Origin of the sequence: Xenorhabdus entomophaga, assembly GCF_037996725.1 — a bacterium.
Taxonomy (GTDB): domain Bacteria; phylum Pseudomonadota; class Gammaproteobacteria; order Enterobacterales; family Enterobacteriaceae; genus Xenorhabdus; species Xenorhabdus khoisanae.
On sequence record NZ_JBBMXH010000266.1, the window covers coordinates 1 to 1,046 of the forward strand.

The following is a 1,046-nucleotide window of genomic DNA, read 5'->3' on the forward strand; positions in this document are numbered from 1 at the left end:
TAAAGAGGTTGAAGCGCTTCTTGGTTCCGCTGTTTTTGATTACCCCAAGCCGACAGGATTAATTGAACACCTAATGAAGGTCACGGATGGCGAAGATATCATTCTTGATTTTTTTGCGGGAAGCGGCTCTACCGGTCATGCGGTGTTAAAACAAAACAAGAAAGATGGCGGCAGAAGACAGTTTATTCTGGTTCAATGGCCTGAACCTGTCTCAAGAAACGCGGGGGCAACAAGGTATTGTGCTCAGGAGTCAATCCCTGAATTGATCTCCAGAATTACCCTCCAAAGAATAAAAAAAGCCATTGCAGAAGAAGATAAAACCCAAGGTGTTAGGTTTTTCAAATTAGACCAAACAAATAACTCACTAGCGAGGTGAATGATGGAAATTTCTTTGTCTATGAAGAAAGGTAATGTTAGCGAAGAAATGGCAGCATTAAATATTAGTTCAGGTGACGCTGCCATTTATTCATTTATTTCTCAAGTTTACTCATGCATAGCGAAACTGGAGAACGAAAAGTCAAAATCAATTCGATCTGCAATGGATATTATTTCTGATCTCGACCAGCAGTTAGCTTCTTCCTCTCTTCCGCGGCACCTCTAACTACTTTTAATGCGTCTTCATATGCTTGCTTGACTGCGGGGTCATTAGCTGCGGCGGTTTGAGGTAGCATATCCAATGTTCCTTGTAGCTTTTGCTCCATAAAACGAGATGGCTCAAATTTAGGGTTGGTTATATCTAGGTAGATAATCAACTCTCTGAATAGAATTACAGAGGTTAGCTCTTCCTTTAGTTTTTTTTGAACTTCGTTTAGCGGGCTTTCATCTTTAGACATAAAGTTCTCACTCCGAAGCTAATCAGCCATCGCTTCGGTTATTGATTGATTTTTGGCTGACCTAACAGCTTACCTTAACCATCAACCCATTACTTTTAACCGACTCACAGGGGTAACCATCGTTCACCCCACGGACGCCCATTGTTCAAATGGGGTGGAATATGAAGATGAAAGAAAATCCTGATTTATGGGCTGACCTCTTGAACGGCCTAA

2 protein-coding genes are annotated in these 1,046 nt (G+C 41.5%); one reads left to right on the forward strand and one right to left on the reverse strand.

All coding sequences use genetic code 11. The features are described 5' to 3' along the window. The coding region (locus AAC854_RS22670) for a DNA methyltransferase (protein ID WP_340619063.1) at positions 1–376 on the forward strand (376 nt) is incomplete at its 5' end. Between the two features lie 169 nt (positions 377–545). Here AAC854_RS22670 and AAC854_RS22675 read toward each other — a convergent pair. Beyond that, the gene (locus AAC854_RS22675) at positions 546–833 is read right to left on the reverse strand and encodes a hypothetical protein (RefSeq protein WP_340619064.1); all 288 of its coding nucleotides are present in this window, start codon (positions 831–833) and stop codon (positions 546–548) included. Positions 834–1,046: the final 213 nt, after the last annotated feature.

Coding starts and splice junctions, on each gene's coding strand:
- AAC854_RS22675 (WP_340619064.1), bottom strand. CDS start 833: ATGTCTAAAGATGAAAGCCCGCTAAACGAAGTTCAAAAAAAACTAAAG.